This is a genomic window from Brasilonema octagenarum UFV-OR1, assembly GCF_963888615.1.
GTDB lineage: Bacteria > Cyanobacteriota > Cyanobacteriia > Cyanobacteriales > Nostocaceae > Brasilonema > Brasilonema sennae.
Window position 1 is genome coordinate 1 of record NZ_CAWPKW010000113.1, and the last position, 624, is coordinate 624.

General features: G+C 47.1%; 1 protein-coding gene. It reads left to right on the plus strand.

The window, feature by feature from the left end:
- Positions 1-9: 9 nt before the first annotated feature.
- Entirely contained in the window at positions 10-549 is a 540-nt protein-coding gene (locus tag AC5590_RS08775; RefSeq protein WP_348982800.1) for a Type 1 glutamine amidotransferase-like domain-containing protein, read from the plus strand.
- Positions 550-624 lie beyond the last annotated feature (75 nt).

Below are 624 nucleotides of genomic sequence, written 5' to 3' on the forward strand. Positions count from 1 at the left end.
ATTGGCTATATTTCCTCGTCAAGCGATCCAAAACGTCAGTACTTTACGGTAAAACAACAGTACTATCAGCAGTATGGTCTCGAACTCGCGCTCTACGTTGAACTTGATGTGGCATACAAAAGAGACCTTCTCGATCCCTTGTTCGCCTGTGATGCGATTCATTTATCTGGCGGTAATACCTATTACTTCTTGTACTGGCTGCAACAACGCGGTTTGATGGAGCGGCTCCAGCACTATGCTGAACATCAAGGCGTGTTAATTGGCACTTCGGCTGGGGCAATTATGATGACACCAGAGATCACCTCGGCACGACTCTGTGGTGATGCGCCGTATGCACCGCTTACCACCTACCAGGGATTAGATCTAGTAGACTTTGCGTTTGTACCGCATGTGCAGGATACACCAGAGGATTATGCCCGTATGCAGGCATATGCCAACCACGAACAACGATTGCTATACGGTTGTCATGATGGGGATGGCATTGTAGTCGCTGGTGAAACGGTTACGTTGGTTGGCAATGTTGTAACCATGACACCAACAAGCGCATGAGTTCTGCTTTTACAGACGTTTGCTTAGATGATTGGCGAAATAAGTTAAGAGGCGATCGCTAATGACTATCAACTA